Source organism: Aquimarina callyspongiae (genome assembly GCF_034322225.1).
Taxonomy (GTDB): domain Bacteria; phylum Bacteroidota; class Bacteroidia; order Flavobacteriales; family Flavobacteriaceae; genus Aquimarina.
In genome coordinates this window covers 1-24641 of record NZ_JAXLPA010000010.1, presented here as the reverse complement: position 1 = coordinate 24641, position 24641 = coordinate 1, and the positions used below count along the sequence as shown (strand labels likewise).

Annotated in this window: 25 protein-coding genes; 12 read left to right on the top strand and 13 right to left on the bottom strand. The window is 29.2% G+C overall.

The window, feature by feature from the left end:
* Positions 1–110: 110 nt before the first annotated feature.
* From U0D62_RS24850 to U0D62_RS24820, 7 genes are all read left to right on the top strand, one after another.
* Entirely contained in the window at positions 111–647 is a 537-nt protein-coding gene (locus U0D62_RS24850) for a YceI family protein (RefSeq protein WP_322290068.1), read from the top strand.
* A 140-nt stretch (positions 648–787) separates the two neighbouring features.
* Positions 788–1687 (top strand): nucleotidyltransferase domain-containing protein, encoded by a 900-nt coding sequence (locus U0D62_RS24845; RefSeq protein ID WP_322290067.1) that lies wholly within the window; start codon positions 788–790, stop codon positions 1685–1687.
* Positions 1680–3143, top strand: a complete 1464-nt coding sequence (locus U0D62_RS24840; protein ID WP_322290066.1) for a B12-binding domain-containing radical SAM protein — start codon at positions 1680–1682, stop codon at positions 3141–3143. Before U0D62_RS24845 ends, U0D62_RS24840 begins: the two co-directional genes overlap by 8 nt.
* Complete coding sequence (locus U0D62_RS24835) at positions 3136–3927, top strand: class I SAM-dependent methyltransferase (protein ID WP_322290065.1); 792 nt, start codon at positions 3136–3138, stop codon at positions 3925–3927. Before U0D62_RS24840 ends, U0D62_RS24835 begins: the two co-directional genes overlap by 8 nt.
* Positions 3924–5300: a B12-binding domain-containing radical SAM protein gene (locus tag U0D62_RS24830; RefSeq protein ID WP_322290064.1), complete on the top strand. Its 1377-nt coding sequence runs from the start codon at positions 3924–3926 to the stop codon at positions 5298–5300. The genes U0D62_RS24835 and U0D62_RS24830 overlap by 4 nt, the downstream gene beginning before the upstream one ends.
* 6 nt (positions 5301–5306) lie before the next feature.
* Positions 5307–6854, top strand: coding sequence for a hypothetical protein (locus U0D62_RS24825; protein WP_322290063.1), 1548 nt, complete (start codon positions 5307–5309; stop codon positions 6852–6854).
* A complete protein-coding gene (locus U0D62_RS24820; RefSeq protein WP_322290062.1) occupies positions 6835–7992 on the top strand; it encodes a hypothetical protein in 1158 nt (385 codons plus the stop codon). Before U0D62_RS24825 ends, U0D62_RS24820 begins: the two co-directional genes overlap by 20 nt.
* Positions 7993–8013: 21 nt before the next feature.
* Here U0D62_RS24820 and U0D62_RS24815 read toward each other — a convergent pair whose 3' ends face one another.
* From U0D62_RS24815 to U0D62_RS24800, 4 genes are all read right to left on the bottom strand, one after another.
* Positions 8014–9132 (bottom strand): SGNH/GDSL hydrolase family protein, encoded by a 1119-nt coding sequence (locus tag U0D62_RS24815; RefSeq protein ID WP_322290061.1) that lies wholly within the window; start codon positions 9130–9132, stop codon positions 8014–8016.
* Complete coding sequence (gene cysC, locus U0D62_RS24810; RefSeq protein ID WP_322290060.1) at positions 9129–9737, bottom strand: adenylyl-sulfate kinase; 609 nt, start codon at positions 9735–9737, stop codon at positions 9129–9131. Before cysC ends, U0D62_RS24815 begins: the two co-directional genes overlap by 4 nt.
* Positions 9738–9803: 66 nt before the next feature.
* Positions 9804–10625 carry a putative capsular polysaccharide synthesis family protein gene (locus tag U0D62_RS24805; protein ID WP_322290059.1) on the bottom strand — a complete coding sequence of 274 codons (822 nt, stop codon included), beginning with the start codon at positions 10623–10625 and terminating at the stop codon, positions 9804–9806.
* Positions 10625–12232: a glycosyltransferase family 87 protein gene (locus U0D62_RS24800; RefSeq protein WP_322290058.1), complete on the bottom strand. Its 1608-nt coding sequence runs from the start codon at positions 12230–12232 to the stop codon at positions 10625–10627. Before U0D62_RS24800 ends, U0D62_RS24805 begins: the two co-directional genes overlap by 1 nt.
* A gap of 105 nt (positions 12233–12337) precedes the next feature.
* On the opposite strand from U0D62_RS24800, the gene U0D62_RS24795 reads away from it, so the two are divergent.
* From U0D62_RS24795 to U0D62_RS24775, 5 genes are all read left to right on the top strand, one after another.
* Complete coding sequence (locus U0D62_RS24795; protein WP_322290057.1) at positions 12338–13081, top strand: glycosyltransferase family 2 protein; 744 nt, start codon at positions 12338–12340, stop codon at positions 13079–13081.
* A gap of 166 nt (positions 13082–13247) precedes the next feature.
* Entirely contained in the window at positions 13248–14429 is a 1182-nt protein-coding gene (locus tag U0D62_RS24790; protein ID WP_322290056.1) for an MATE family efflux transporter, read from the top strand.
* A 159-nt stretch (positions 14430–14588) separates the two neighbouring features.
* Positions 14589–15365 (top strand): sulfotransferase domain-containing protein, encoded by a 777-nt coding sequence (locus tag U0D62_RS24785; RefSeq protein ID WP_322290055.1) that lies wholly within the window; start codon positions 14589–14591, stop codon positions 15363–15365.
* A gap of 122 nt (positions 15366–15487) precedes the next feature.
* A complete protein-coding gene (locus U0D62_RS24780; protein WP_322290054.1) occupies positions 15488–17011 on the top strand; it encodes a B12-binding domain-containing radical SAM protein in 1524 nt (507 codons plus the stop codon).
* Complete coding sequence (locus U0D62_RS24775; protein ID WP_322290053.1) at positions 17011–17700, top strand: methyltransferase; 690 nt, start codon at positions 17011–17013, stop codon at positions 17698–17700. Before U0D62_RS24780 ends, U0D62_RS24775 begins: the two co-directional genes overlap by 1 nt.
* On the opposite strand, the gene U0D62_RS24770 is transcribed toward U0D62_RS24775, so the two are convergent.
* The 9 genes from U0D62_RS24770 to U0D62_RS24730 form a co-directional block, all read right to left on the bottom strand.
* On the bottom strand, positions 17681–17842 hold the full coding sequence (locus tag U0D62_RS24770) for a DUF5989 family protein (RefSeq protein ID WP_322290052.1): 162 nt from the start codon (positions 17840–17842) through the stop codon (positions 17681–17683). The two genes, U0D62_RS24775 and U0D62_RS24770, sit on opposite strands and share 20 nt — an antisense overlap.
* A gap of 10 nt (positions 17843–17852) precedes the next feature.
* A complete protein-coding gene (locus tag U0D62_RS24765) occupies positions 17853–18266 on the bottom strand; it encodes an SxtJ family membrane protein (protein WP_322290051.1) in 414 nt (137 codons plus the stop codon).
* Complete coding sequence (locus U0D62_RS24760; protein ID WP_322290050.1) at positions 18253–20007, bottom strand: carbamoyltransferase family protein; 1755 nt, start codon at positions 20005–20007, stop codon at positions 18253–18255. Before U0D62_RS24760 ends, U0D62_RS24765 begins: the two co-directional genes overlap by 14 nt.
* A 130-nt stretch (positions 20008–20137) precedes the next feature.
* On the bottom strand, positions 20138–21121 hold the full coding sequence (locus U0D62_RS24755) for a hypothetical protein (protein WP_322290049.1): 984 nt from the start codon (positions 21119–21121) through the stop codon (positions 20138–20140).
* Positions 21122–21263: 142 nt separating this feature from the next.
* Entirely contained in the window at positions 21264–21770 is a 507-nt protein-coding gene (locus U0D62_RS24750) for a nuclear transport factor 2 family protein (protein ID WP_322290048.1), read from the bottom strand.
* A 230-nt stretch (positions 21771–22000) separates the two neighbouring features.
* Positions 22001–22234, bottom strand: a complete 234-nt coding sequence (locus tag U0D62_RS24745; RefSeq protein ID WP_322290047.1) for a hypothetical protein — start codon at positions 22232–22234, stop codon at positions 22001–22003.
* A 199-nt stretch (positions 22235–22433) separates the two neighbouring features.
* Complete coding sequence (locus U0D62_RS24740; protein ID WP_322290046.1) at positions 22434–23003, bottom strand: REP-associated tyrosine transposase; 570 nt, start codon at positions 23001–23003, stop codon at positions 22434–22436.
* Between the two features lie 126 nt (positions 23004–23129).
* Complete coding sequence (locus tag U0D62_RS24735) at positions 23130–23573, bottom strand: hypothetical protein (protein ID WP_322290045.1); 444 nt, start codon at positions 23571–23573, stop codon at positions 23130–23132.
* Positions 23574–24641 (bottom strand): RHS repeat-associated core domain-containing protein (locus U0D62_RS24730; protein ID WP_322290044.1); only part of this gene is annotated, 1068 nt, incomplete at its 5' end. It lies immediately after the preceding gene.

The window sequence follows — 24641 nt, the reverse complement described above, 5'->3', positions numbered from 1 at the left end:
TATTAGATCCCCTATCAAAACAATCTATACTATATAGAAAGGAATAAAATTTATAATCGTCAAATTGAATAACAGAATACCCACAAGTAACTATTCAAATAAATAGATCTATGAAAAATTATTTTGCTTTACTTTTTTTTCTTTTGACCATAACAGCAATAGGTCAAGAAAAATACCTTACTAAAAAAGGAACTATCAACTTTGAAGCTTCTGTACCTTCTTTTGAAGAAGTTAAAGCTAAAAACAGTACCGTTACAGCAATTCTAAATGCCGATAAAGGCGAAATAGCTGCACTTGCACTCATGAAGGGGTTTCGTTTTAAAAATGCTTTAATGGAAGAACATTTTAACGAAAACTATGTTGAGTCTGATGATCACCCAAAAGCAACTTTTAAAGGAAAACTTGTAGGTTTTGATAAAAATAATGTACAAAGTGAATATCAGATAAAAGGAACTTTGACATTACACGGAAAATCTAAAGACATTGATGTAAAAGCTTCAGTAAATAAAAATGGGGACACATATTCCCTTTCTTCTTCATTTACAGCAAAACCTGAAGATTTTGATATCAGTATTCCTAAAATAGTAAGTAAAAAAATTGCTCAAGATGTTGTAGTATCTATTGATTTTGATTTAATAAAAAAATAATTACCTCAACTTACTATTATTCTGACAGTTATTAAACTATCCGTATTAGGTTTTGAAATATTCTGATAATAAACTTTTATCATTCTTCTAGTTATTATCATAAAATTTCTAAATTTAATAAGCCAAAACCCAAAAAAACTGTGAATTCTCTTAAAGCTTTACTGTATTTTTCAATATTTAAGTATCCGCTTTCTGAAGAAGAGATTTATCTCTTTTCAGGAGCCAATAATAAAGGAGAAATTAACAGTGAATTAGAATACCTTAAAAATAAAGGTATTGTTTCTTCTAATAGGAACTTTTATTTTATTGATAATAATGTCCAGACCGTATCCAGACGCATCGAAGGCAATAAAATGGCCAAGGCTGTAATGGACAAAGCTATTAACAAAGGACGGTTTATTGCAAAATTTCCTTACGTTAAGGCTGTCGGTATCTCAGGCGCACTATCAAAAAATTACCATGATAAAGATGGGGATGTAGACTTTTTTGTAATTGCTTCTTCAAAACGATTATGGGTGGCAAGAACATTATTGATGCTGTATAAAAAAATATTCCTTCTTAATTCCAAGAAGTTCTTTTGTATCAACTATTATGTTACAGAAGATACTTTAGAAATAACAGAAAAAAATATTTTTACAGCGACTGAGCTACTTACTCTTATACCTATTTGTGGAGATTTCACTAAATTTTATAACGAAAATCAATGGGTTTCTGAATATTTACCTAATCTCAAGATTGGTAAACACTCGATGTATAAAGAAGTCAAAAAAAATGCTCTTTCTAATTTTATAGCATTTATATTGAATACTAAAATTGGAGATTTGTTAGATCGTCTATTTTTAAAACTTACACTTAAGAAATGGAATGTAAAATTTGGTGGACTTAGCAAAAAGGATTTTAACGTCGCCATGAAATCCACTAATGGAGTGTCTAAACATCATCCGCAAAATTTTCAGAAAAAAGTAATCAATCGACTCAATCAAAAATATAGAGAATTTCAATTAAAATATAACATAGAACTCGAAGAAGAACATGCTTGATATACTGTTTTCTCATTCATATTACTATCCTCTGGATCATAAACAGTGGAAAAACAAAACTCCTTTTCCTCCACTAGGAACTATCTATGCCGCTTCTTTAATGAGAAAAAATGGGTTTTCTGTAGATCTTTTTGATACTAATCTGAGAGATAACCCCTATGATATAGAAAAAGACATAGCAGAAAAGAAACCAAAATTCTTAGTACTTTATGATGATGGTTTCAACTATCTCACTAAAATGTGTTTAACGACTATGCGTGAGGCAGCTTTTGAAATGATACGTATTGGTAAAAGTTATGATTGTACTGTAATTGTTAATAGCTCTGACGCTACTGATCATTACCATAAGTATCTTTATAATGGGGCTGATTACATCATACAAGGTGAAGGAGAATCTGCTCTATTAGAATTAATTAACACAATAAAAACTGATCAATCACCTGAAAAAATTAATGGCCTTGTATACTCCAAAGGAGAAGATAGTATTATAAACCCAAAACGGAAAGTTCTTAATAATTTAGATGAATTGCCCATGCCAGCATGGGATCTGGTAAATATTCAGGATTACAAAAACATATGGCTAGAAGGAGGCAAGGAATTTACATTAAATCTGGCAACCACAAGAGGTTGCCCATTTAAATGTAATTGGTGTGCCAAACCTATTTATGGCAATCGTTACAATTCACATTCACCAGAATATATTGTTGAACATATCAAATTTTTACAAGAAACATATAATGTTAAGCGTTTCTGGATGTGTGATGATATTTTTGGTTTAAAACCAGGATGGGTTCAGGAATTTAATCAGGTTCTTAAAGGAAAAAATGTATCATTAAAATATTATATTCAAAGTAGAGCAGATCTATTGTTAAAAGAAGACACTATTGACGCATTAGCAGAATCTGGATTAGAAGAAGTATGGATTGGAGCAGAAAGTGGTTCTCAATCCATATTAGATGCTATGGATAAAGGAACTACGGTCGAACAAATTTATACCACCACTCGTTTATTGAAAGAAAAAAAAATAAGAATAGCTTTCTTTATTCAGTTTGGGTATTTAGGTGAAACCAAAAATGATATTGCTAAAACTGTAAGAATGATTAAAGAATTACTTCCTGACGACTTGGGAGTATCTGTTTCTTACCCATTACCTGGAACAAAATTTTATGATAAAGTCAAAGATGATTTAAAGTTTAAGGCTAACTGGACAGATTCAGATGATCTGGCAATGATGTTTAGTGGTACGTATAACTCTAATTATTATAAAAAACTTCATCGTTACGTTCATAAAGAATATCGTAAAAGCCAGGGAATACATTTTCTCAAAGAATTGGTTAAAAAACCTGCTAAGATATCATCAACCGCTTTAAAGAGAATTGCATATCTTACTTATTATTTTCCTAGTGCATTCATAGATTCACAGTTATTAAAAAGAATGGAACAACTTAATGAATGAGGCATTTGACATAGCCGCAATAACGTATGATGATGTATTTACAAATAGCCATATTGGTAAAATGCAAAGAGATCTGGTGCATGATTTCTTGAGAAAAAACATATCTAAAGAAGACTCTCTTGATATTTTAGAAATTAACTGTGGAACTGGTCATGATGCTATTTGGTTAGCTCATCAAGGACATAATGTTATTGCAACAGATATTTCTTCTGAAATGATTAGTATAGCAGAAAACAAAGAATTCTTTTCTCAAAAGATTCCAAAATTCAGACAATTAGATATTAATAACTTAAATGAAACTCACTTTGAAAGTTCTTTTGATATTATATTTTCTGATTTTGGAGGGTTAAACTGTCTTTCTTCAGATCAATTAGAGTTTTTTTTTACCTCTGCATCCAAAAAACTTAAACCTCAAGGAAGAATTATTGGTGTGATTATGCCTAAGCATTGTCTACTTGAAAGTTTATATTTTATTGCAAAGGGAAATATCAAAAAAGCTTTTAGACGTAATACAAAACAAGCAGTCTCGGCCAATGTTGATGGAGTTCTTGTAGATACCTGGTATTATAATCCTAAGGATATAAAAATACTATCACAATCTGATTTTTCCACTGATACGATAAAACCAATTGGATTTTGTATTCCTCCCTCCTACCTTGAATCATTTTTCAAAAAAAGAATAGGTTTATTAAAAAAATTAAGGAATCTAGATTCTTTTTTTAAAGACTTTTCTTCCTTATCAAGATACAGTGATCATTATATAATCTCTTTATCAAAAAAATGAGCATCGTATTAACTCACGCATATTATCTAAGTACTGATCCTAAAGAACGTAGGATCATGAAACCATATCCTCCATTAGGACAACTTTATATTTCAGGATATTTAAAAGAACATCAGGTTGAGAATTATGTTTTTGATACAACGTTTAGTTCAAGAAAAGAGCAATTAGCATTTTTAGCTTCTAAAAAACCAGATGTTGTAGCTATTTACGCAAACTTGATGACCAAAGTAGAAGTCATTCAACTTATACATATTCTTAAAAACGAAGCAGGGTATGGTTTTCCCAAAATTGTTTTAGGAGGCCCGGATGTCACCTACAACTGTGAAAATTATTTACGCGCCGGAGCACAATATTTGGTAATCGGAGAAGGAGAAGAAACGATGCTTGAGTTATACCAAGCTATTATTAAAAAAACAGATATCAGTACTATCCCAGGTATTGCATATCTAGATAAAGATAAAGTGGTGAAGACTTCTGCAAGAATTAAGATGAAAGATCTTTCTGCGCTGCCATTACCTAATAGAGAAGCTATAAACATACACCAATATCTAGATACCTGGAAAAACAACCACGGAACGAGTTCTATGACGGTAAGCACTCAACGTGGATGTCCTTATACTTGTAAATGGTGTAGTACGGCCGTATATGGTCAAAGTTACCGGAGAAGACCTGCAAAACTTGTTGTTCAAGAGTTGGCTATGCTAAAACGCACTTATAATCCTGATGCTATATGGTTTGTGGATGATGTATTTACTGTAAGTCATAAATGGCTGGCTGAGTTTCATAAAGAAGTGATACAACAGGGCGTTATTATTCCTTTTGAATGCATCACAAGAGCAGAACGGCTGAACGATGAAGTGTTACAACAATTAAAAGAAGCCGGATGTTATAGGATATGGATAGGTGCTGAAAGTGGTTCGCAAAAAATAGTAGATGCTATGGATAGGCGTGTAAAAGTAGAAACAGTGCGAGAAGCTATCCAAAAAACTAACAAGTTAGGTATCGAAACAGGTACTTTTATTATGGTTGGATATCCTGGAGAAGATGAAAAAGATATTGCAGAAACTATTCATCACCTTAAGGTAGCTAATCCTACTCATTTTACAATTACAGTAGCCTACCCGATTAAAGGAACTTCTTTATATAATGAAATAGAAAGTGATATCACGATTCAACCAGATTGGAATACCTCTACCGATAGAGATATTGATTTTAAGCGTACGTATCACCGTAAGTTCTATGATTTTGCAGTACGTCGAATTGTAAATGAAGTGAATTATTTTAAGTACCAACAAAATTTTATGAAAAGATATAAGCTCAAAATTAAATCTGTAGCTGCTTTGTTATTAATGAGGTATTATAAGTTTAAGTAATAATTTATGGGCATTTTTTTCTCTTCTAAACTTCTAAATATAATTGCTTCAGATTACTTGATTTTTACATTTATATTTTTCACTCTAAGTTTGGTAGGTATATTACATCACGAGCTTTGGCTGGATGAAGCACATCATTGGTTATTAGCCAGAGACAGTACGTCTTTTTCTAATTTAATCATCAATACTAGATATGAAGGTCATCCAATATTATGGAACATTTTACTTTATTTTATTAGTAGATTTTCATTGAATCCATTTTGGATGCAATTACTGCATATTATTATTTCTTCTTTGGCCGTATTCATTTTTTTTAAAAACGCCCCTTTCTCACGTCTTTTTAAAATCTTTTTCATTTTTGGTTACTTCATGTTTTTCGAATACAACCTGTTAAGCAGAAATTATTCGCTTGGAGTGTTATTTTTATTTTTGGCTTGTTGTATTTATTCTAGCAGGAAAGAAAAGTTTTTGCTTTTTGCCATTGTCCTTACAATAGCAAATAATACTCATGCTATTTTCATAGTTATTACTACTTGCTTACTTTTTACTGTTCTTATGGAGGGTATTCAAAAAAATGGTTTTCAAATATCTAAAAAAACAGGTTTTGGACTTACTATTTTTGTTCTGGGGACTCTTCTTGCTGTTATTCAAATAATACCACCTACTGACACTACTTTTTTTCAAAGAATTGATGATTTGTCAATGCTTCAAAAAATCCCTAAATCCCTTATCACATTTTTTAAAGGAGTATTTTTTATTCCGGATTTTAGAACTATTCATTTCTGGAATACTCACTTAATAGTAAATTTAAACAAATCTGTTGCCGCTATTCTTGGCATTCTAAGTTTTTTTATCCCTTACCTACTTTTTTATAAAAACAGAATTGTATTAACATACACTTATCTAGCTATTATAGGAACAGGTGTATTCTTTTTTATTACTCAATTATCCGCACCTAGATATTTTGGAATAAATTATCTTATTATAATTTCTGGATTGTGGATGAATCATTACCATACATTTACAAAAAACCGATTTAACTCTTTACTTTCCAAAATATCAGTAGACGGAGTAAAAAACGTCATTATCTATAGTATTTTAACAATTCAGTTAATCTCCGGTATTTTAGCCTATAGCATTGAAATAGCAAAGCCTTTTACAAGTTCTAAACAAGTGATAACTTTTTTAAACAAACATAATCTTTCTCATAAAGTTATAGCTACTGTAGCCTGCGATGGAACCGCACTAAGTAGTTATCTAGAACGCCCTGTTTTTTTTACAAATAGTAACAAATATCAAAGTTATTGTATTTGGGGAGATCCAATTATTAATACCTCTTTATCTAAAGAATCTATTATTGAATCTCTTCAAGGTTTACTAAACACCTTAGATGAAACCCTTATCTTTATTTCATATCAGCCTATTTTTAACATTAATTCAGGAGATGATTGGAAAATAATTGATGAAAAAATCAAGTATAAATTCTTAAAAAGTTTTGAAGAAAGTATTATCAATAAAGGAGATTATTATATCTATGAAGTTTCTAAAAAATAATTATAATATCAATGAAGTTTTTGTAAAAAAGAAGCTCTTTTTTGTTACTTCGGTTTTTATTCTTTTTTTCTGTATTTCTTGTAATGAGAAAGATTATGTAATTAATTTAAAATGGAATAAATCATATCCCAGTGATACCATTAAAAAAAATAGTATTGCTTTAAAATGGTGTTTATCTTTTCTTGGATCTCATATTGCTACTGATACTACACTAACAGGTTTTAATATTAGTAATGAAACGATTACCTTAAAAGTAGATCAACTTGGGTTTAGTAAAAAAGCTTCGGATTATCTTGCACAACTTAATTGGAAGCTAAAACAAACAGAGGAATATCAACAAAATAATGCCATTGATTTAGGTAGGTATATAGCTCTAACCATAGGAAGTTCTTATCATTATTACAAAGTTGTTGAAATTCCTCAGAAACTAGAAGATTATAAATCCCTTTACAAATTTGATAGTATTTCTGGGTATATTGATAATTCTAGTATTTCTCTGGTTGATCGTATAATTTCGTTTACAAAGAATAATACCGGAAATAAGCAAGCATATATCTCGGCAGAAATAGACTCTATCACTAAAAATATTTATGAATTCGAAACCGCCGAGGTTATGAATAACGGGCAAATACGATTTGGTATTTATGACAAAAATGGAAATCTGAAAGATGCCGCAGATAATCAAGTGACAAATGCAGGAAAGCCTGCTAAATGTATTTGGTGCCATGAGACTGGAATACAACCTATGTTCAGGAAACAAAAAGATCATAAAAATTATCTTTCTTATCAAAACCTACAAGATTCTTTAAAGTTTTTTAATCAAAAATTAAGAACGTATCAAGACACTCTTTGGAAAGATCCTGTAATAAAAAATAGACGACTTCATACTGAAATGGAGATATCCTATATTGCCTTTATGGAACCTTCTGCAGAGCATCTATCCAATGAATGGGGATTACCAATTAAAGAGGTATTAAAAAAGCTAAATCATCTAAAAACACATCGACATCATGAATTTGGTTTTCTTGGGGATTTATATCATAGAAAAGATATTGATTCTTTGGCTCCCTGGAAGGTTCTTAGAGTTCCTGAAAGAATTCGTGAGAAATCTGAAAACGAAGTTAATTATATTGAATAACATTTATTTCTGTAAGAAAAATTACTCTATAAGTGATTTTTGAGTTAAATATTCCAATATAGTATTAGCAACAACTTTGTTTCCCATAGCAGTCCAATGTTGTTCTTTAGAATTATATAATTTTTCCCCTTTAGATCTTTCCAGTCGTAATATTGGAAGTAGGTCAATCATATGTAAATCATTTTTTTTGGCAAAATTCATCAGTTTATCATTAGGAAGCGATCTTTTATACTTATCTTGGTTTCTATCAGCATTTGATAAGGTAGACTCCCATAATTCATCCTGTACCTGTACTATAGATGGTGCCAAAGCAAATACTAAAGGGGTATTTGATTTCTTTGCATAATCCGAAATTTTTAATAATATATTTTCCATAATTACATACATCAATTGGGTACTCTCCGATAGTTCTGAGCGACATAGATATAATTCTGGAGGAGTATATGAAATAGAATTAATTTGTTCAGAAGGATCAAATTTGTTTTTAATATTATTTATTTTAGTTCTTATGAGATGATATACGTGTAATTTATGATAAAACTTTGTACTTACTCTTTTTTTCTTTTTTTCAAAGTTAGAAATTGGATGTATTTCTAAAACTTGTTTTTCTTTATTCCATGATGCTGATGGACGTGAATACAACCAATCATTATTTTTTAAGTTATCCGTAAAATCGTTTCTAATATATATCATCAATATTATAAGGTCTGGATTAATTTTTGGAAGCCATTGTTGTAACAACAAATACTCTTGAATTTGTCCATAACCATTAACTCCAAAATTAAGTACAATATTATCTTCTAACTTTTGTTCCATAACTTCTGTAAAGACTTCATCATCCTTAACAGATATATTACTCACAAAAGAATCTCCTAGCACTAAAACCTTTTTGTTATTGAGGCTATTAGGCAATGAAGCATCTCTAAAACCTATCTCATTTGTTTTTATATAATGACGAGCTTCACCAGAATAAACAATGGCGCCCGTTTTATTGGGAATAAACTTCCAACCTAACGTATTATCGAACTCAAACATTTTATCGTGCTCCATTATTTGAGGAGAAAAACATCGCAAGAAAACCTCTACAGTACCAAGAGTAAAGATTATGGAAAATATAACTAGAATCAGGTTTTTCTTCATCTATTATTTTTAGGTTTTTCTATTCGATTTAAAATACATTCTAATATTTCATCTACAGCTTTTTCTAATGAAATTTCTGCAGTATTAATTATTACATCAGGAGAAACTGGGGATTCGTATGGGGCAGTAATTCCTGTAAAATTTTTAATTTTACCATTACTAGCCATTTTATACAACCCTTTGATATCTCTGGATTTACAGATATTAATAGGGGTATTAACAAATACTTCAAAAAAATTATCTTCTCCAATCAGTTGTTTCGCTTGTTCTCTATCCTTTCTATAAGGTGAGATAAAAGCTGCTAATACGCTTATCCCCGCGTCCAAGAATAATGAAGAAATTTCCGCAATTCTACGAATATTTTCAGTTCTATCTTTTGGAGTAAAATTTAAATCTTTATTAATACCTGTTCTCACATTATCACCATCTAATATATAAGTATGAAATCCCATATTAAACAACCTTACCTCTAATGCACTTGAAATAGTGGTCTTACCTGCTCCAGAAAGTCCGGTAAACCATACAACAAAAGGTTTATGTCCCTTTTGATTGATTCTATCAGAACTTTTAATAAGGAAGTTATTTTTTTTTAGATTATCTGACATCAATACCTATTTATAAAACTATAATTTAATAATTCTCATTAAAACAATTAATACCACTTTGAATGTTTACTTTACCCACTTATTGAACAATCTTTCTTTTTCTTTCTCTGGAAAGAAGTGATTCATGTATTTAGTATCTAATAAGCAAGAAAGGTACTCTTCTGAAAAACGAATTTTATTTTTAAATTCAGTATACAATAAAGATACATTAGATTTTTCTGTTACATTAATATTTTTCAACTCAAAATGTTCTACTCTACAAAAATCTCTTATGGTTGTTTCTTTAATCTTATCATTTAAACTACTATTGATAAGAAGTAATTCTGTATCCTTATATTTAGTAATTAAATAACCCTTTTCTTTATCAAATGGTAAATCAAATACATTTATACCTGTCCCATCTTTAAATTGTTTATCATACCATTCTATTGGATAAAAATGTAATAATCTTTTATGATATATCTTTTCTAAATCTAAAATCGAACCTGTATAATTTCTTATAGAGCTTCCCGTATGATATTGAAAAGCTTCAAAAAAAGCTGAAATATTACGCTCTATAGGGTTTCTAAACAAAGAAATAATTTTATACGGTTTATTTTTCTCTATTACTTCTTTATTAATAAGAAAAACAGGCGTCCTACTTCCTGGATATACTCCATGATCAAAACATAATTTAATATTTCTGTTAGCCTCTTCTTCATCTAAACTATGTATATGGAAAGTAGGGATATTTGTACATCTTTTTAATGAAGAATAAACACTAGATGAACCTACTTTTGCCATAGTAAATACTAATATAGGCTCTACATTTTTAATTCTTTTTAATTGATATTCCTTGTAAGCTAATACCAATCTATCTTTTGTGTAATACTTTAAAAAATTCTTCATCAATTATTATTTTCTTTTTCACATATGTTTATCTTTTTTAATGCAAATGCTCCATATCGAGATCTATAGTCACTTAAAAAATAGACTTCACAATCATTTACCAACACTGCTTTTTTCTTTAATGAATTCGTATAAGTTATTTGTTTTCCTTTAACAAAAACTTGATTATTTTTTATACTACACGATTCTGTCATAAATGATTTAATAGGAATTTTTGTTGTTATAGTCTTCAAACCACCTTTAGACATTACATCATATATTAATTGTCCCTCCTTTTCATTATAATCAAAAATCATAAAATGTTCTTTCTTTTTAATTACATAAGAAGACGTATCTACCTTTACATTTCTAAAAGCACTCAGGTTAAGTGGTATTAATAAAACAAATGCTAAAAAAAAATATCTTACGTCAATTTTTCTCGTAAAACTGCTATAAAATATAATAGATAGTACTATCACCAACCATAATCTAGTAAATTGAAATACTACCGGTAGAGAACTCAATAAATGATAGGGAAAGTTACATATCAAAAATAAGATTCCAAAAAATAATATTTTTAACTTAATACTTATATCTGATCGGTATATTACAAACCCGGGTATTAACCATAATATTTGCGCATATGTGGCCGTTCTACTTTGCAATAAAAATAAAGTAACTACCCATATAGAAAGTAGTTTAAACATCTCTTTCTTTTGCAATAAACTCAAATATATTGTTGCTCCAATAATACAAGATTTAATAACCCATTGTGCAAAAACATATAATGTTGTGTTATCAAATAATGCTGTTGGATTGTGATAAGAGTCTCTTATAAAAATTGTTTTAAAAAAAACATCAATAGATTGATATGTAAAACGAAAATCGGTAGTACTCTTATTTTTAATTGCATTAGTTAGTACATCTAGAAAATAATACTTCCAAAATTCATATCCTGTATAATAAATTCCTATACTTACAAGAACACTAGTAATAACTATTCCCAATAAAATTGCTCTCCATCTTATACCAAACAATAACGGTATGCCATAAAAGACTGGGAAAAACTTAAGAAGTATTGCTATACTTAGAAATCCAGATCCAAAAAAATCTTTATTATTCGTATAACAATAATACCCAAACACAATCAAAAAAAGAATTAAAAAGTATGATTGTCCAAAAAGTATTTGATTTCTAATAGGAACGAAAAATAACAAAGGTAATAGAGTCAATATCCAAAAATTTTGTTTGAGATATTTCTGTGCCAAATAATAGATAGTAATAATTAATAAAACTATACTAAAACAATTAAAAATAAACTTTGCCATATGTGCGTTTTCTATATAACTAAAGGGAGAAAAAAACACTGGTGTAAATGGACTATTCAAATAAAAATCTAATAACTCACCTTCATACCCTAGGTTCCAGACATATTTATTAAAATCATAAATATCAAAAAGAATTTTTTCTGGAGAAATCTCTTGACGCATTAATAGTGCAGAGAAGTAACTATTCCCAAAATCATGGAGAGTTTTAGAAAAAGTCCCTATAAGAAAGTATATGCAAAGTAACAATGTAGGTAAAAGATATATCCCAATCTTTAATTTGTTTTTAATAATAATTGTCATCAATATCAAAAATAATCTTAAATTATTGATTTTTTAAGAGAATAAAATAAAAATATTTATAATATTATCTTTGAATCACATGATATTCAATTGTATCAAATATTTATGATAAATAATAAAAAGATTGTAGTAGTCCTACCAGCCTATAATGCAGAAAAAACATTAACACAAACATACAATGAGATTCCTTTAGAAATAGTTGACGAGATAATATTAACCGATGATTCTAGTTTAGATAATACCGTAAAAGTCGCCCAGGATCTAGGTATAAAACATATCATAGTGCACAAAAACAACAAAGGATATGGTGGTAATCAAAAATCTTGTTATGAAAAAGCTATAAATCTAGGTGCTGATATTATTGTTATGCTTCATCCCGATTATCAATATACACCTAAACTTATACCTTCTATGGTATATCTGATTGCTAATGATATATATGATGTAGTATTAGGATCTAGAATATTAAATAAAGGTGCTTTAAAAGGAGGAATGCCTATTTACAAATATATTGCGAATAGAATATTAACACTTTTTCAAAATATCCTGATGAGTCAAAAATTATCTGAATACCATACTGGTTATCGATGCTTTAGGGCTAATGCACTAAAGTCTATCCCTTTCGAAGAAAATTCCGATGATTTTATTTTTGATAATCAAATATTAGCTCAGCTATGCTTAAAAAAAATGAGAATAGGTGAAGTTTCTTGTCCCACAAAATATTTTCCAGAAGCTTCTTCTATAAATTTTAAACGTAGTGTAATATATGGATTAGGAGTTCTTAAAGTATCTGTAATGTATTTTTTGAAAAAGATGGGTTTTAAGTTTAAGCTTTTTAAAGGTATTTGATACTATATATTAAACATCCTAGTTAATCATTTTTCAAATAAAAATAGGGTATACATTAGTACATAGTAATGTTTATACTTTTTATTTTAATCCTATTAACACAGATGATTCAAACTTTTTTACTTCAATCAAAAAAAAAGGATAACACCTATATTTGATTAGTTTTATGATAATTAAAAATAGTAAAATACGTTCCAGATTAAAAACTATTTCTTTTTATAGTTTAAGCCAGGTTTTAGGGGTTTTTTCTGTGCTTTTATTATCATTTATCATTATTCGATTTCACACAAGCGAATTATGGGGTCGGTATTCAGAAATACTAATCTGGAGCAATTTCTTTATTCTTTTTCTTGGTTTTGGTAGTAGGGACTATCTCTTAAAAGCTTTTAGTCAATCTCCAGCTGTTATATATAAAAACTGGATTAACAACACTATAACAAGAAGTTTACTACTCATTCCTTGCTTTCTAATTCTATATTTAATTCCTGTTTTTAAAGATCTCGAAATTTTAATTTTTATCTTGATAGGAATACAATTTCTCAATCAATCATTTAAAGTTTTAATCTTATTTCATAGAGATTTTAAATTCAATATATATGTAGAGATACTATATAATCTATTTTTAATTACGTATTTATTTTCAATTAATAGTATACAAATAGAAAAGCTAATTATTTTAATTAGTGTTATGCAAAGTATTAAATTCATATGTTATATACTATACTATTCTAAGAAGTTTAGAAACATCAAATACCAAATTCAATTTAACAGTATTAAGGAATCTATTCCTTTTTTCATTCCTCTAGTTATAGGAACGATACGTGTAAAAATTGATGCCTATTATGGTACATTTTTTTTTGACTTTAATACCTTAAGTAAGTATCAAGTATTTCTAAGCTTTTTAATGCTTGCTCAAATGGGGAGTTCTTTTGTGTTAAATCCATTCTTAAAAAACTTCTATCGTTCAAAAGATTTATTAATCTATAAATTAAAAAAGCAATTGTTTTGGCTTGGATTTCCTTTTTCATTATTGATTACAGGAGGTATGTACATTATTATTGAATATATTTATAAATTACAGTTCACAATTTTACATTATGCTTTTGCTTTCATATATATGATACCTTTATTTCTACATATGTTACTAGTCAATGAATATTATAAAAAGAATTTACAATCTAAAATTGCAATTATGGCTGTATTTCTAACATTATTCCAAGCTATTTTAGGGTATTATCTAATCAAAAATTGGAATATTAATGGAGCACTTATTCTAAAAACAATAGGACAATGGAGTATTGTAATTATTCTTTGGTTATGGATTAAACGAAAAAATATTATCTCATAAACATTACATTTTTAGACTTTAGATTATTCATTATTACAATACCTCTTATTTATACTCTCTAACATTATTTTATGAGGATTAGTAGTTAGTAATTCATAATTCCCTTGTGATTAATCTTAATTTGTATCTTCGATATACGAAACTTGCTTTATTACAAAAATGTCTAAAAAAAATATCATTATTGTTGGGTATCCAAAAAGTGGTACTACTTGGATTAGTAGATTAGTTGCCGAACTTGTCCAATGTCCCTTACGAGGTGATTGGGGATACGAAGATTTTGAATCTTTATATACAGAGGGTAATCATAGAGATTCTTCTTTTCAATGTTTTAAATCCCATCATGAATACCAAGAAATCAATACCGTATCAAATTTAACCATACATAAGGTGATCTATATTATTAGAGACCCTCGTGACATAGTAATTTCTGGAATGCACTATTTTAGGTTTACAACTCGATATATATCTGTTTTAAAAAGAATTCGTTTACATACTCTTGAGCAGTTTCTTAGAGAAAAGTTTAATCAAAACTTATCTCTAAAGAAAAAGAAAAAGAGGATGATCCAAGCAGTTTTATATAAAGGAAAAAATGTGAATCGTTGGCTCAAACCGTCTTGGAAAAAACATTATCAAGGGTATTTAAACAAAAATATTCTTTTTATAACATACGAAAACCTATTAAATTCTCCGAAAACGGAATGTGATAAAATTATGAAGTATTTAGATATTGTAACTACTTCTGATCATATTAAACAGAGTATTGAAAAGCAATCTTTTCGAAAACGAAAAAAAGAAGTACTGCGCCAAGATGACTCTTCTCTTAAAAAATTAATTCGAAAAGGATCTTCAGGGTACTGGAAAGAAGAATTTACAGAAAAAGAAATATTCCTCTTCAGAGAAGTGTTAAAAACATCTGATGAATTCTATAAGTTCTAATATTTTCAAACATTTCTTATCATAAAATCACAATAAAAACAAAAAACATAGTAATCAATTCAAATATTAACTATTATTACAATACATATTTTTAAGTATATCTTCTAAACTAATAAGAATATATGAAAAAAAATAAAATCTTAATATTCAACCCTAGAAGTGCAAATGCAAAGCATAGAATTCCTAATTCTATACTTCAGGTTGGGGCTTCGATTTATGGAAAATATGATTTTGTCTTTGTAGATGGTAATCTAGAGCGTGATCCCTGGAAGAAAATCAAAAGCTACTTTGATACAGGAGATTTCAAATATTTCTGTTCTACCGTAATGCCTGGGCCACAACTCAAACAGGCAATTCCGTATACAAAAAAGATAAAAGAACAGTTCTCTGCTTGTATTACTATATGGGGCGGTTATTTTGCTTCAAATCAATTTAAAGTTTGTATAGAAGCAGATTTTGTGGATTATATTGTAAATGGTCCTGGAGATGTTGCTTTCCCATCACTCCTCAATGCTCTGGAAACAAATAATTACTCAGAAATTAAGAATATCAAAAATCTAATCTATCAAGATAAAGAAGGAACGATCATTCAAACACCTAAAGAAAAGTTATTAGATCAGGATACCTTACCGTCACTACCTTATATACACCTTAATAAATTTTACAATCTAAAACATTACTTAAGTAAAACCTTTTTAGGGAAGCAAACTTTCTCTTATCATTCCAGCTTAGGTTGTCCTTTTACCTGTTCTTTTTGTGCAGTTGTTCCTATTTATAATGGTAGATGGAAAGCAAAATCTGCTGAAACTGTATATAAAGATGTAAAATATTTTAAAGATAACTATGGCATCGATGCTATCGAATTTCATGACAACAACTTCTTTACCTCTCGAAAACGAGTGATAGAATTTTCAAATCTAGTTATAAATGATGGTATTACTTGGTGGGGTGAAGGAAGAATAGATACTATCAATAAGTATAGTGATGAAGATTTGATCACCATGAAAAAAGCAGGATGTAAAATGATATTTCTTGGTGCAGAAACTGGCAATGATGACATCCTGAAACAAATGAATAAAGGAGGAACTCAAACAGGGCAAACTATCAAAGATTTTGCTAAACGTTTAGCTCCGATAGGTATCATACCTGAATTTTCATTTGTATTAGGAATGCCAGCTGATTCTCCAGAAAAAGTAATGGCTCAAATAGACTGGGATATCCAATTTATTAGAGAAATTAAAGAACTGAATCCACAAGCTGAAATAATTATTTATCTATACAGCCCTGTTGCTACAGAAGGGTCAGAATTATACGAACAAATTCAACAAGCTGGCTTTAGTTTTCCAAAAAAATTGGAAGATTGGCTTAATCCGGAGTGGGAAAAATTTGATCTTCGTAAAAATCCTCTTACCCCATGGTTAACACCGGAAATGGTAGATAAAATCAAAAACTTTGAAACGGTTTTGAATGGGTATTATCCCACTGCGTCAGATTTCAGAATTAAAGGTATCAAGAAAAAAATATTACAAACTGTTGCGGGTATCCGGTATCAAAATCAAATTTACAAATACCCTTATGAGATAAAGGCTCTACATAAAATCTGGAAATATCGGCAGCCAGAGATACAAGGATTTTATTCTGAATGATGAGAAATTTTCTAAAAAAAATAACTCATCCATTTTTAAAAATGGGGCTTCGATTGTTTTATCTAAAACCTAGAAAATATCATTATGATGCTATTGAAGTAGTTGTGCATCCAGATGTATTTCCTCCGCACCTTACCTTAAGTACCAAAATATTACTTGACTTTATTAATCCCATAGATTTAAAAAATAAAACTTTATTGGAGTTGGGCTGTGGATCAGGTATTATTTCATTATATGCTTCAAAAAAAGGAGCTCAGGTTACTGCTACCGATATTAACCCAAAAGCATTAGATTACCTAAAAAAGGCTAAAGACAAAAACAATCTCCAAGCAGATATCTTATATTCTGATCTATTTGATCAATTAACAAATAGATACTTTGATTATATTATTATTAATCCTCCTTATTATCCCAAAACGCCTAAAACAATAAAGGAAAAAGCTTGGTTCTGTGGCGAAGATTTTGAGTACTTCAAAAAACTTTTTACACAACTTCCTAATCATATGACAACGACTTCAATTGTATATATGATTCTTTCTGAAGATTGTGAAATTGATCAAATTAAAGAAATAGTTTTCACTACAAATCTTGATCTTAACTTGGTATTAGAAAAAAAAGTTGTCGGTGAAAAAAACTATATTTTTCAAATAAAATTAAAACTGACTAACCTTAAAACAGTGAATAAATAAAAGGAGCTACTGCAGAGTTTTCTCCTAATAAAACTAATACTGCCAGTAATACAGTGACAACAATAATAGGAATTAACCAATACTTTTTTCGTTGTTTTAAAAAGCTTAGTAATTCCATAAAAATTGAAAATTTCGAACTCATAACTCTTTATTTAATACAACTTATTATAATCAATTTGATCGTTTTCTCTTAAAATCCACCGAGGATGCGTCGTTTGTTTTTTACGATTTTTTACTCTTAGTATAAAAGTAATAGGAAAGAATAAAAAATAAAAGATAAACCCTAATATTATTGTAGATGTAATTTCTCCTAAGAGTAACCCAAACAATAACCAAATCAATAATAGTGGTTTTAAAACAATTGGTTTTTTATATATAATTCCAAAAACTAAAGCAATAACTCCAGTTGCTATCAATGAAGTATTCAAAGTCCAGTTTTGTATATAAAACTGATACCCTATAACACCAATGGTTGCTACAAATAAGATTACTAAAAACTGTATCTGAATTTTACGTAACGAACTATTAGTTATCGCTTTGGCATATAGTAGTTTAATCCAATTCATAAGTAACTTCTTTTAGAGTATTTATATCAAAATTACTATTAACATCTTTAGCTACTATACAATTGCCTATAACCAAGATATCCATATCTGTATTAAAAAAACATCTAACCGCATCTTCTACTGTTGCCACGATAGGTTCTCCTCTCACATTAAATGAAGTATTAATCAAAATTGGTAATCCTGATAATTTTTCAAACTGAGAAAGTAGTTCATACATTTTTGTATTATCCTCTTTATTTACTGTTTGTACTCTAGCAGTATTATCTAAATGTGTGCAAGATGGAATTTCTTTTGGTTTCTTTACATTAAATGTAAATAACATATATTTGGACGAAGCCTTAATATCAAACCATTCATTTGCTTTATCCTCAATAACTATAGGAGCAAAAGGTCTGAATCCTTCTCTTTTCTTTATTTTTAAATTCAAGTGAGACTGCATATCCTGATATTTAGGACTTGCTAGTATCGATCTGGATCCCAAAGCACGAGGACCAAACTCCATTTTACCTTGAAACCATCCTATAATATGTTTATTATTTAGATAAGCTGCAGTCCTTTCTATTATAGTCTGTGGGGATAATCGGTTATATTGAACTCCTAATTCTTGCAGTTGATTTTCTATTTCATCATCTGTGAAAGAGTTCCCAAGATAAGCATTATGTATTGGAGAATCTTTTATTAGATTACGGGTATTATTTTGATAATGATAATGTCCTATTAGCGCGGCACCCAATGCTCCACCGCAATCTCCTGATGCAGGTTGCACCCAAATATTTTTAAACACCTTTTGTTTTAATAATTCCTGATTTGCTTTACAGTTCAATGCAACACCACCTGCCATACACAAATTCTCTAATCCGGTTATCTCTTTGGCAGATCGAGCAAGTTTAATAACAATTTCTTCCAATACTTCCTGAGCAGAACGAGCTACATCTTTATAAAATTGTGACATTTTACTTTCTGATTTTCTAGCAGGTTGCCCCATAACTTTATTAAAAGCGTTATTTGTCATCTTTAATCCTACTTCATAATTGAAATATTTCATATTAAGTGTTAAAACACCTTTCTCATCAACAGTAATAAAATGCTTATATATCAAGTCTTTATAAATTGATTTTCCATATGGAGCCAATCCCATCAATTTATATTCTCCAGAATTCACCTTAAAACCGCAGTAATAAGTAAAAGCAGAATAAAACAACCCTAATGAATGAGGAAATTGCTGTTCTGAAATAATATTTATTTTATTATCAAAACCTTTAGCAATAGTTATACTGGCACGTTCTCCTACTCCATCAATTGTTAATATGGTAGATTCTTTAAATGGCGAAACAAAAAAAGCTGATGCAGCATGTGCCTCGTGATGTTCTGTATAAATAATCTCTCCTTTATAATTGAGTTTCTTCTGGATTATATTGGGAATCCATAATTTCTCTGAAGTCCAACTTTTAATTGCTTTTTTAAACGATCGAAAACCAAATGGTGTTTTACCAGAATAGGAATCAATAATTCGTTCGAATTTCATGAATGGTTTTTCATAAAAAGCGATCAAACTTATATCATCAATGGTAATTTTTTCTGAACTTAAGCAATAATCAATTGCTCTTTGAGGAAAACCAGCATCGTGTTTTTTTCTACTTAATCTTTCTTCCTGAATGGCAGAAATTACCTGTCCGTCCTTTAATAAACAAGCTGCTGAATCATGGTAAAAAGCTGAAATACCTAAAATGTATGTACTCACTAATTATATTTTAGTTAAAAATACAAAACCAATATTGTATCTTTCATATAAATTATAAGGTTTAATTTTCTATAAGAAGTTTTATCACATATCAATGTGTTCAATTTTAAATAACTTAACCCTAAAATTATTAATTCAATTGCAAATACTCTCTTAAGTACTCTGTCAAAACCTGTTGACCTGTACTATTTAAATGGGGATCATTTAGATAATACAATCGATTATTTATATTATCACTTTCTCTCATTTTTTGTAATGGATTTAGAAAAATCACATTTTTATAACTATCGAAATCCAAAGATGCTTTTTCAAAAAAATAATAGTTTATTTTGCCGAATTTATGTTCTTCATTAAACATTGCTCCTATCTGAGAAATATTATCTCGATAAAAAGAATTCAACTGAGTACAATGTGGAATAAAAACGATATATACATTAGTATTCTCAGGAATTTTATTCAAAAAACTTACTAATTCTTCCTTCCAAATCAGGTATCTTTTTCTAAAACTCTTAGTAATCGTAACTGCCTGATATATGTATGTACTATCGGATTTAAGATATATTTTACTTCTTAGGTTATAATTTTCAACATTAAATGACGTATTAAAAAACTTAGAATTCACCATCTTCTTTTTCGAATTTAAATGTCTAAGTTTATAATTAATAAACCCGGCACTTAAAACAATATCTGATATATCCCAATACAAATTTCTTGCTATCGATAGCTTTTTATAATTTGTTAATTGGTTAACATCAGTAAGATCATTCCCAACATAAACTTGATATAAAATATTTTTAGGTTCAAACTCTTTTAATCTTCTACTAGCAAAGCTGTTTACTTGTTTAATCCCAATACCGGGAACACTAGAGTTTATAAAGGTCCTGTTGCTAGATTTTCTTAAAAGATCAACATATCCTTCCTTAGAAGCAGAAAAAGAATCTCCAAATACCAGATAGTCAACGGTTTTTGAGGACATCTCCTTTTCATTATTTAATGCCTTAAAATCAGGCATATAAAAATCAATGACGGAAAATCTATATGATAACTCAAAAAGGATAATAACAATAAACCCTATGATTCCTATCTCCAATAGCCATTTAAAAACTCTTCTCATTAAATAAATGTAGTGATTAGTTCATTATGTACAGAAGATTAATTTAAAACAATGTCTCTATTACAGATAATGAACCTCTTTTGATCATTCTCATACATCAGTAACCTTCTCAAGAAGAAAATGTTATCAAACATTTAAGTTATTAAAATTTTAACGATTTCTTATTATTAAAATCTTCTGCTGTTATAGATTTGCCATTGATTGCGGTCGTATCCCAATCTTGAGTGATTTTCCACACTCCTGTTATCTTTTTTAATACAATATGAAATTGTCCATAGATGTATTGGACTTTATCATTTGTCGTAATCTCAATTTTATAAAAACCAACTTCATAAGAGGTATCTTTATTAGTATGCCTACTATCAAACCAAAAATCCAACTTGATTCTTGTTTTACTTTCTTTAGAACCTTTAAGCCGTTCAAGGTTTTTACGTTTGAATTCATTTTGGGTATCAATCCCTTCTGGAGTCACTCGTAACACTTGATCTGCATATATTGCATTTAATGCCTCTCCATCTAATGCTTCATACGCTTTTTGGAATGGTGACCATACAGTTTTATCAATATCTTTTTGAATTTCTACAGTATCTACTTGTCCTATTATTGTTGAATAAGAAGTAATCAAAAAAAGAAGAAAATATTTGTGCATTACTTAAGGATTTAGAAAAGATAAAGTTAGAAGTTTTATCAAACTTCTAAAACATAAAATACAAAAGCTGTATTACTTACTTGTAATACAGCTTTGTTTTGAATTGTTTATTATGATATATTGTTTGGTTACAAACCGGCATTTATAAATAAATTAGTGTACTCATATTCCACCAATCTATAACAGCACCAGAAACATTCTTGCGCTAACAAGGGCAGCACAAACGATATCTAAATTAATGTTGGTGTAAAATATGAATATGATATATCTATCTCTTGTTTTTCTTCATTAATATCTATCCAAATCCAAGTAACAAGAAAATTATAAATCTTTATTTTCTTTTTTAGCTCCCCTTTTTCAATAATAATTTCACGGATCCCAAACTTGCTTTTTGGAGTAAAAAAATGCCCAAATGTATTTCTTTCTAATGATTCATTAATATATAATTCATTATCTAAATACACTTTAATTTTTTTTTCATCACTAATTATTGTTTTTATAATTCCATTTTAATTTCTTTCCTCTTGTGCTAAACATATAAACTCTAATTGGGTTTCCTTTAACGGTATTAGGTAGCCCTGTGGGTCCAACATTACTTCAATTATTAAGTAGAATAGTCCCTAATTCCCCCTGCTACCGCTAGCCTCTTGGCTAGTATCGTTCTTACTTTATCAATCCTAATAAATAACCATCACTATCAATTTCTAATACGATATGATCATCTTGATAATTTCTGGCACTACTATATTTCCAGTCTATAGGATCAGTTACAAATCCAGCTTCTACAGGATTGTTATGGATATAATTTATCTTTTGCTCAATCACTTTATCTGTCCAAAGTTCAATAGGTTTATTGTGTTGTTGCCAGAATTGTCTTTTTGTTATTGTAGGATTCTTTTTCCCTGCTTTTTCAAACATCCAAAGCAACCATTCTTTTCTACTCTCTTGTGGATTTTCTTCTATTGCCTGTATTAATTTTTTAGAAGTATAACTTTTAAAATCCCGTAATAAACCAGAAGAATTATTGTTTGTAGAACGGAAAACCAAATGTACATGACTTGGCATAAAACAATAGGCATATATTTCCATTCCTTTATTTCTTCTACAATAATCTATATTTTCTGCCAAAATAGATAAATATAGTTCTCTAGTAAACACATCTATCCAATATATCGTAGCAAAAGACACAAAATATAAACCTGATTTATTATGAAATTTATAATTTCTGCTCATTGAAGTAAAATACAAAAAGTTACTATATTTCTATAGTAGCTTTTATTATCTTTATAAGTTGTAAAGCATACTCTTGCTCGCCACTAGCCAAGAGGCTAGCGGTAGCGGGGTAGCAAGGGGAATGTCCTATTTCGTGAGCTGGTGGTTTTGCCGATTTTTTAAAAATTTTGCCAATTCTGGTAACAATTCTTCAAGCTTTTTGAACTTATAAATTTTATTTACCCCATAATCTATACCTGCCCATAAATAGGATTCAATATGTTGTTTTTGTTCGGTGGAAACACTTTCTATCGCTTTTAAATATTCTTGTTCACCAATTTTTTCAATTAAACTAACCAAAACATAACCGTGATCATATCCTGCTGCATCTGAAATTTTATAAGTTGAAACCTTAATTATTGCTTCTTTATCTAATTTAATTGCATTTTCAAGCGTTTCACAATATGAGTCGTCTATCTGTCTACTCAGAAGCTCTGAAATTTTAATTCCTTGAACTTCATCACAACTATTACAACCAATATTCAAAGAACAAAAAACTATAATGATTATAACAAATTTGTACTTTTTCATTTAATTACCTTTTTTTCGTTTTGGTTTAGGGTTCTGTCCTGATACTGTAATAGTCCCATAAACAGTTAATCTGGAAAAGGGATTTAAAAGATGCTTTCCTTTCCTGTCATTAACAGTTCTATTGCTTGTGGATTTTATTATTTTATCCAAAACATTCCATTCCTTTTGTTTCTTATTATATTCTGGTCCTTGACATATAGTTACACATCCCCAGCTCAAAGCTCCTAAATGTAATCTAAATCCATCTCTTAATTCTCCTTTGGAATTCCTTTCAGACGGATCATCATAGCGATCATTGTATCGATTCCCATCAGTTTTTGAATCTATTCTATAGTGATTAGGATTAACACCTAATTTATTATCCGTTAGGTCGTATTCACCGTTAGGGATTTCTTTTTGATTTTCATCAGCACCATATTCAATTTCTCCATCACCATCTCTATCGTTTCCACCAGAAAAAACATTATGGATTACAAGTATCTGATTATACTTTTCTTCATCTTCTCCAAAAGAAAATTTATATTCTTCTGCACTTACTGCTCTTGTATCTAAATTATCATCCCATTTGTCATCATCATAGATATATAATCTATTTTTAGTCTTATCAAAATGGATTACTACTTCTTGTCCATCAGGATCAACAAAGAAAACAGGATTGTTCATCGTATAATTATATGGACTTAAAGATTGATATTGTTCTGCAAGATTATCAATATTCATCCATCTTCCTAAACTAGCATCATAATTTCTAAAACCGAAGTCGTGCCAGTTTAAACCTAATTCCTTCTCTTCTTCCTTGCCGTTGTATCCATAAAGATGTTCCCGTCCTGTTATTGTATTATTGTACCCCTTGTGCTGTAACCCAAATGGATAATAATTCTTTTCTTCTAAAATCTCCATTGAATTGTCACCATCTCCATCAATATCTACATTATTTCTAAGAACGTCGATCTTTCCATCATTGTCGTTATCTGCATAGGAGAGTCTGATGTTTCCTAAATGATCTTTGTATTGATAAATATATTTATAGTTGTTACCATCTGGTTCTATATATCCTTCTGGATGGTT

Excerpts from the sequence above, each read along its gene's own strand:
- U0D62_RS24850 (WP_322290068.1), top strand. The coding sequence starts at position 111 with ATGAAAAATTATTTTGCTTTACTTTTTTTTCTTTTGACCATAACAGCA.
- U0D62_RS24840 (WP_322290066.1), top strand. The coding sequence starts at position 1,680 with ATGCTTGATATACTGTTTTCTCATTCATATTACTATCCTCTGGATCAT.
- U0D62_RS24835 (WP_322290065.1), top strand. The coding sequence starts at position 3,136 with ATGAATGAGGCATTTGACATAGCCGCAATAACGTATGATGATGTATTT.
- U0D62_RS24830 (WP_322290064.1), top strand. The coding sequence starts at position 3,924 with ATGAGCATCGTATTAACTCACGCATATTATCTAAGTACTGATCCTAAA.
- U0D62_RS24825 (WP_322290063.1), top strand. The coding sequence starts at position 5,307 with ATGGGCATTTTTTTCTCTTCTAAACTTCTAAATATAATTGCTTCAGAT.
- U0D62_RS24820 (WP_322290062.1), top strand. The coding sequence starts at position 6,835 with ATGAAGTTTCTAAAAAATAATTATAATATCAATGAAGTTTTTGTAAAA.
- U0D62_RS24815 (WP_322290061.1), bottom strand. The coding sequence starts at position 9,132 with ATGAAGAAAAACCTGATTCTAGTTATATTTTCCATAATCTTTACTCTT.
- cysC (WP_322290060.1), bottom strand. The coding sequence starts at position 9,737 with ATGTCAGATAATCTAAAAAAAAATAACTTCCTTATTAAAAGTTCTGAT.
- U0D62_RS24805 (WP_322290059.1), bottom strand. The coding sequence starts at position 10,625 with ATGAAGAATTTTTTAAAGTATTACACAAAAGATAGATTGGTATTAGCT.
- U0D62_RS24800 (WP_322290058.1), bottom strand. The coding sequence starts at position 12,232 with ATGACAATTATTATTAAAAACAAATTAAAGATTGGGATATATCTTTTA.
- U0D62_RS24795 (WP_322290057.1), top strand. The coding sequence starts at position 12,338 with ATGATAAATAATAAAAAGATTGTAGTAGTCCTACCAGCCTATAATGCA.
- U0D62_RS24790 (WP_322290056.1), top strand. The coding sequence starts at position 13,248 with ATGATAATTAAAAATAGTAAAATACGTTCCAGATTAAAAACTATTTCT.
- U0D62_RS24785 (WP_322290055.1), top strand. The coding sequence starts at position 14,589 with ATGTCTAAAAAAAATATCATTATTGTTGGGTATCCAAAAAGTGGTACT.
- U0D62_RS24780 (WP_322290054.1), top strand. The coding sequence starts at position 15,488 with ATGAAAAAAAATAAAATCTTAATATTCAACCCTAGAAGTGCAAATGCA.
- U0D62_RS24775 (WP_322290053.1), top strand. The coding sequence starts at position 17,011 with ATGAGAAATTTTCTAAAAAAAATAACTCATCCATTTTTAAAAATGGGG.
- U0D62_RS24770 (WP_322290052.1), bottom strand. The coding sequence starts at position 17,842 with ATGAGTTCGAAATTTTCAATTTTTATGGAATTACTAAGCTTTTTAAAA.
- U0D62_RS24765 (WP_322290051.1), bottom strand. The coding sequence starts at position 18,266 with ATGAATTGGATTAAACTACTATATGCCAAAGCGATAACTAATAGTTCG.
- U0D62_RS24755 (WP_322290049.1), bottom strand. The coding sequence starts at position 21,121 with ATGAGAAGAGTTTTTAAATGGCTATTGGAGATAGGAATCATAGGGTTT.
- U0D62_RS24750 (WP_322290048.1), bottom strand. The coding sequence starts at position 21,770 with ATGCACAAATATTTTCTTCTTTTTTTGATTACTTCTTATTCAACAATA.
- U0D62_RS24740 (WP_322290046.1), bottom strand. The coding sequence starts at position 23,003 with ATGAGCAGAAATTATAAATTTCATAATAAATCAGGTTTATATTTTGTG.
- U0D62_RS24735 (WP_322290045.1), bottom strand. The coding sequence starts at position 23,573 with ATGAAAAAGTACAAATTTGTTATAATCATTATAGTTTTTTGTTCTTTG.